The organism is Myroides sp. NP-2 (assembly GCF_014145665.1).
GTDB lineage: Bacteria > Bacteroidota > Bacteroidia > Flavobacteriales > Flavobacteriaceae > Flavobacterium.
This window is the reverse complement of the sequence record NZ_JACHTD010000030.1, coordinates 1-6950: the sequence shown is the minus strand read 5'-3', so window position 1 is coordinate 6950 and position 6950 is coordinate 1. Positions and strand designations below refer to the sequence as shown.

Sequence of the window (6950 nt, the reverse complement as noted above, 5' to 3'; positions counted from 1 at the left end):
CCATCTTCTGATGTATAGGTATAGGTACCATCGTTGTTATGGACTAAGGTCGTTTGGGTTTCATGTGCTTTGACAATAGCTGCTACATCAATCGCTTGCTTACTTCCATTGGCATCTGTATACTCAAATTTGGTTCCGTCATAATACATATTACCTCCATTTTGAGCAATCAACTCCAACACTTTATTCTTTACCGCTTCATTGGAAATAATCGTCTCAAATTCTTGAATCACATCGGCGGGAACATTGATTATTGCTGTTGTCCCATCTTCTGATGTATAGGTATAGGTACCATCGTTGTTATGGACTAAGGTCGTTTGGGTTTCATGTGCTTTGACAATAGCTGCTACATCAATCGCTTGCTTACTTCCATTGGCATCTGTATACTCAAATTTAGTTCCGTCATAATACACATTTGCATCTAATACATCACTTTCTGTCACAATTCTTACCCATCTGTTTTTATCCCAATAATAAAATCCAGGTTTTATATCCCCTTGCTCAACATTAGCATAAACTAGTAAGCTTTCTACATTGCCGTTGACAATCGTTGTTTTATCAATAGTACTTTTTAAAGCAATGTTTGGAATCAATAGTCCTTTATCCTTGGATAAAATGGTCAATTCAGCAGATTTATTGGGAGTAGTCGTTCCAATCCCCACCTGAGCATGTAAAGCTGAAACCATTAACACAGCTGCAACTGACAATAATTTTCTTTTCATATTTTTTTCAATTTAATATCACAAAATCTAGTTTTGTAGATAATTAGACAACCAGCTTTTATCAATGTATTTTCCTCCCATACTTAAAGTGCAATAATCATTATAAAAATGAAGCTGCGTTAATCAGGATAACAAAGGATAGTCAAACCTAAACATTAAAAAAGTTAAAAAAAGCATCAAAATCTCAATAAATAACCCATAAATCCAATTGATACACGATTTAACTTTCACAACAAGCTTGGTACCTAACCTTTCAACCAAATCTTCAAATTCTAGGATTTTCTTTTGTCAATAGAATAGCTAGTTCTTGCTATACTTCTCAACAGAACTCAGGATAAGTTCTTGTTTTTTAACAGTTTAACTCAATTTCACTTGCTTGCTTTCTCCTAATTGCGATTTGCATAGGTCTCTTTATTTTATTAAGCTAGTAGAATTCTAAAATTATTTCTTGTTATATATATTCTCCTAACAGCAAAGTTGCTAAATGAGAAAACTTCATTGGAAATGATTCTGTTTTCTAACACAACTAAACGCGTTCTAACACGGAATACATACGGAGGAATTTGTCAGAAAAGAGTTAACACCTCTTTTCAAAAAATCCAATTACTTGTGTCTAGTGCTAGTCTATTGCTTTTCAAATAGGTTAATTTCTAAATTGTCTTCTAAGACAACGTCAACTACCATTGCATTTCCTGTAACAAAATAACCTGATTCGGTGCTAACAGCATTTTTGAAAAAATTATTTCGAGTAGGTTTAATTCTAATGTCAATTGTATTACCTGAAGTATTTAAACGCGTCTCGTCAGTAAAAGCGATCATGCTAGAATATTCACCAGAAGAAGAATCCCATCCTCTAGTATTTCCTCCAAAATAGAAGATTCTTTCGTTCATCGTTTTCATTAATTCTCCATTTATAAAAATTTCGACATCAAACATGGCAAAAACTTCCACCGCTCCAATAGCATTATTAATACGGTTTGCTGAAGTTGCCCGAACAGTAAAGTCTACATGTATATACTTCGTCCTTGCAGGATTACTATTAACGCTGAACAAAGCGCGATAAACTGTTTTATAAGTTTCATTAGATCGGCGATATATTTGTGGGTTTGGTCCTAACACCATATTCATTTCGTTATAACTCCAACCTTGGCTTGTCGATGTACCATCAACGAATCGTATCGTTTTGGTCAAATCGTACTTTTCTACTTTTGGCACCTTGAACGTGGTTCCGCCAGTTGTTATGACATTTCCATTATTATCGATTCCTTTTTCATTGTAATAAGTAAATGATCCATTGCCATGATCCACCAATTTAGTTACCGTTTCATTTGCTTTCACCAATGATCTTATATCCAAAATGGTATTAGTCCCCCTTTCATTCGTAAACGTAATGGTCCCTGCTGTTGCATTACTCGTTATACTACTTACTGTTTCAAAAGATTTTACTGCATTTTTCACATCAACCGAAACGGTATTTCCGTGTTCGTTTGTGTAGGTTAAGATCCCAGTAGTGGTGTTATAGGCTAAGGCAGTCAATGTTTCATTGTCCGTGACAATTTTATTGACGTCAATCAGATGTTTAAAACCCCCTGTGTCGATATATTCAAAAACAGTTCCATTGTATTGCACAACGCTAGGCGATTCTAATATAAATTGCTGTAATTGAGGAAGTACCGTTTCGTTCTTGATAATATTTTCAAACTGTTCAACGACTGATTGGGGTACATTTATTGTTGTTTGTATACCATTTTCTGAAGTATAGGTATAGGTGCCATTTTGATTGTCTACTAATGTCGTTTTCGTCTCATTGGCTCTAACAAGGTCTAAAATATTGATAATTTGCCTGTTTCCATCTGCATCATTGTACTCAAATTGAGCACCGTCGAAGTAGACATTTCCTCCTGTATCTAGAATAATTTGTTGTAGTCGATGTAATACAGCATCATTGCTAACAATATTCTCAAACTGTTCAATGATCGATTGAGGAACATTAATCGTGGTTTGGGTGCCATTCTCTGAGGTATAGACATAGGTACCATTTTGATTATCTACTAAAACAGTCTGGGTTTCATTGGCTTTAACAATGGTTAAAATATCAACGCTTTGTCTGTTTCCATTCTCATCGTTATACTCAAACTTAGTGCCGTCGAAATACACAATTCCACCAGTATTCAGTACTATTTGTTGCAAGCGCTCTAATACAGCTTCGTTGCTAACAATGTTTTCAAACTGTTCGATGACTGATTGAGGAACATTGATTGTCGTCAGAATACCATGCTCTGAAGTATAGGTGTAAGTCCCATTTTGATTGTTGATTAGGGTAGTCACCGTTTCATTAGTTCGGACTATATGTGAGATATCTATAATTTGATGTACCCCATTTAGATCGACATATTCAAATTTGATTCCGTCGTAAAATACACTGCCTTGGGTATGTAGAATTATTTCTTCTAATTGTTGCTTGACGGATTCGTTGTTGACAATGCTAGCAAACTGCTCAATAACAGATTGTGGAACATTGATAATCGTTTGGGTTCCATCCTCTGAGGTATAGGTATAGGTACCATCGTTATTGTCAACCAAGGTGGTTTTCGTTTCATTGGTTCTGATAATTTGGGTGATATCGATGATTTGATTTACTCCATTTTCATCGATATATTCGAATTTGTTGCCATCGTAAAACACACTACCTTCTGTATGGAGGATCACTTGTTCCAATTGTTGCACTACGCTTTCATTATTTATGATCGTTGCAAAACTTTTAATCACTTCATCTGCGATATCTACATCTGGAACAATTCTCACCCATTTGGTTTTATCCCAGTAGTAAAATCCAGGTATAATATCTCCTTGTTTTGTATTGGCATAGACTAGTAGGCTTTCTACGTTACCATTGGCAATCGTTGTTTTATCAACGGTACTTTTTAAAGCGATATTTGGAATCAACACTCCTTTATCTCTCGACATAATGGTTAACTCAGAAGATTTATTGGGCGTACTCGTCCCAATTCCCACTTGAGCCTGCACAACTGAAACCAACAGTAATGCAGCAACTGAAAGTAATTTTTTTTTCATAATTTGTTGATTTAATTTTATATTCTCATTTTATAAATAGTATGGAATACCTTTTGTTATTCTCGTTCTTCCGTTGCTTTAACTCTATTAACATTTTCAAATACCGTTAGGAAGAAAACATCACAAAAACAACATTTGATACAAACATAAATAACAAAAAAGTTAAAAAAAGAATCAAAAAACCAAAATAAATAGTAAAAAACTAGTGATACACAATTTAACTTTTGTTAAAAAAAGAATAAAAAACAAATTATTTAAAAAAGGGGGGAACTGCGATTTTTACTGGAAGATGCGCGACTTATAAACAAAGTTGCTACCTTTCTTCTCTCAAAAGTAAATGCGTTTACATGCTTCAAAGTAATTTAGCGATAGAAAAACGGGGATGTACTCGTAGTTGTTCATTTATTTTAAATTTTATTTTTATAAAGAATCGCTCCTTTCGCGCCATTTTCTCGATTTTATTTGCTAACTGCTTCCTTTAGCGTCTAAAAAAGCGTTTACCTCCTCCTTGTTCTTCTCTTTTGCGACCCACCTCTTTATTTTCCTATGCGAATTGTCCCTACCTTTTATTTTTTGTGTAGTACTAGACTCAACAACTTCGTACATCTTTGTTGAATCTTGCTCATTTCTACCTATTTTATTGACAAAACAAATATTTTGAGCGCATCACGTCCAAAATACTTCATTGGATTAAACCGCAACTCTGCGAAGAGGGCTACTTTTTTTGATAATCTCTTCTCTCAACTTGTACCAACAAAAGTGAAGTAGAACTCCCCCCTACCTCGGATGTATGTATCTTTCTCAAGCAGCGGATTAAAAATACAGGTGTATTTGCGCTATTCACCTCCTTTGATACAAGCCTTATATTGATATTTGAGCTAATTCCCCTTTCACTTCTCTATGCTGTATTTTCGCTCTTCATCTCTTAAACTGTAGCGTTGTTCTATGGGATATAAAAAAGAAGGAGGACTATATAGACCCTCCTTCAATTCTGCTGTATGTTTTACATCTCACAGCCCGATTATATAAAAAAAAGTAATTCTTACTACTTATTTCTCTACAACAATAAATTCACTGCGTCTATTTTCTTGGTGTTCGGCATCACTACAGCGAACGCCATTACTGCAACGGTTGAGCAATTGGGTTTCTCCATAGCCACGTCCTGTTAGGCGATCCGAACCAATTCCTTGCATAATCATCCATTGCATAGTTGATTTAGCGCGTCGATCGGATAAACTCAGGTTATAGGCATCTTTTCCTTTGCTATCAGTATGAGCGCGCACATCTACCTTTAAACTTGGGTATTTCTTCATTAATTCCACCACTTTCATCAACTCAATGCCCGCATCTGGTCGGATGTCTGATTTATTAAGATCAAAGTATATCGGTTTTAGGTTTAACTTTCTAAACAAATCATCATTCACTTCTAAGGGGATTTCTGGTTTTTCAAGTCCGATATCGACTCTTTTTACGCCTGCTTCACTATCGGAATTGAAAGCTACTTCTATCGCATTAAACGATTCTGCTTCTACTTTAATATGATAATTGACCCCACAAATTAGCAGGGGAATTGTGTAATTCCCTTTCTGATCGGTGCGCAGCGTATCGCTTTTCTGACTCGATGAAGCAGAGAGTACAACAGTTGCGTTGGGAATCGGCACTTTGGTTTGCTTGTCATAGACGGTTCCTTCGATGATTTGTTTACACGCCTTTTCTGACCAAGCATAAATATCATCTGCTCCTTTTCCTCCTGGGCGATTTGAACTAATAAAACCCTTTTTTTGTTTGGTGTCTATAAAAAAACTAAAATCGTCTAAAGGACTGTTGATGGGCTCTCCCATATTTTCTACTGATTCGAAATTGCCATCGGAACTTATTTTAGTAACGAAAACGTCTAATCCCCCTAGGCCTGGATGACCATCGGAGGAAAAATACAGCTGGTTATCGGAAGAAATAAACGGAAAACTCTCTCTTCCTTCTGTATTGATTGTTTTTCCGAGGTTTTCCACAGGGCCATAGCTACCATTTTGGTGTAAAGCCACGCGATACAAGTCGGATTGTCCAATGCTTCCCTTGCGGTCTGAGGCGAAGTACAACCACTTTCCATCGGGAGTTAAAGCGGGATGGGCGGTACTAAAATCATCCGAATTGATCGGCAATTCTTCCACCTGTCCCCACTGCCCATCCGCTTGCTTTATTGCTTTGTATATTTTAAGTAAAGAGGTATGTGCTTTATTTTGCTGGCTTTTCCCATTGCTCTTGGCGTTGTTACGCGTAAAATACATCGTATTTCCATCAGCAGTAAATACGGCTGTTGCCTCATTAATACTGGTATTCTCCATGGGTAAACGCACAGGTTCTCCAATGCCCTCATTACTGATTTGAGCACTGTACAAACTCGTATAGCTTTCATTGGTCCAGGAGTGAATGGCATTTCCCTTTTGATCAGCAGTGGCACGCGCAGAAGTAAAAATCAATTGATCGCCTAACATAGTTGCTCCATAATCGGAGTATTCGCTGTTGAGCGCTAATGCTTTGATCTCATAGCGATCTGAATTGCGTGCAATTTGGGTCAAATAATCAGGATTCTTGTTATACAAGGCTGCGCGAGAGTCTCCGCCCTCCAACTTGTAAAACTGATCCAAAAATTCCTTGGATTTCACGTAGTTCTTTTGACTTTTAAGGGTTTGCGCATAACGGTAGTAATATTCAGAAGGGATAAGTGCACTATTTTTGTCCTTGTAGTCCCCTTCAAAAAGTTCACTATACCACTGATGTGCTTCGGTTAGCTTTCCGTTGAAGTAATACGCATCTCCTAGGTTCTGTAAAACCGAGGTATTGACGTAACCTTGATTAACTAATCCTTCATAAATTTCAATGGCATTGGCATAGGCCAAGCGATCAAAGTTTTTATCTGCACGCTTCTCCTTCCCTGTTTGACCATAACTTACCGTCAGCACAGAAAACAAAATAACAGCAGCGATTCCAAATTTTTGTACATTTTTTTTCATACCAAACTATTTTAGAAGAACCTTGGCGCGGTTACGCGCTTAAAGCTGTTTAACAAATTAAAGCGCAGAAAAATCTCATGGGATCCGGAGTTGTAACGAGACAGCTTACTGGTTTCGGCATCGTAACTATAGCCGATCATCA

3 protein-coding genes and 1 pseudogene are annotated in these 6950 nt (G+C 36.7%); all 4 read right to left on the bottom strand.

All coding sequences use genetic code 11. The annotated features are described in order from the left end of the window. Positions 1 to 722, bottom strand: a pseudogene (locus H4K35_RS15380) (hypothetical protein); the annotation flags it as partial. Between the two features lie 624 nt (positions 723 to 1346). Continuing rightward, positions 1347 to 3797, bottom strand: a complete 2451-nt coding sequence (locus H4K35_RS15375) for a hypothetical protein (protein WP_182628788.1) — start codon at positions 3795 to 3797, stop codon at positions 1347 to 1349. A 1049-nt stretch (positions 3798 to 4846) separates the two neighbouring features. Then, positions 4847 to 6808 (bottom strand): OmpA family protein, encoded by a 1962-nt coding sequence (locus H4K35_RS15370; RefSeq protein ID WP_182628787.1) that lies wholly within the window; start codon positions 6806 to 6808, stop codon positions 4847 to 4849. An 11-nt stretch (positions 6809 to 6819) separates the two neighbouring features. After that, a partial coding sequence (locus H4K35_RS15365; RefSeq protein ID WP_182628786.1) for a type IX secretion system membrane protein PorP/SprF occupies positions 6820 to 6950 on the bottom strand: 131 nt, incomplete at its 5' end.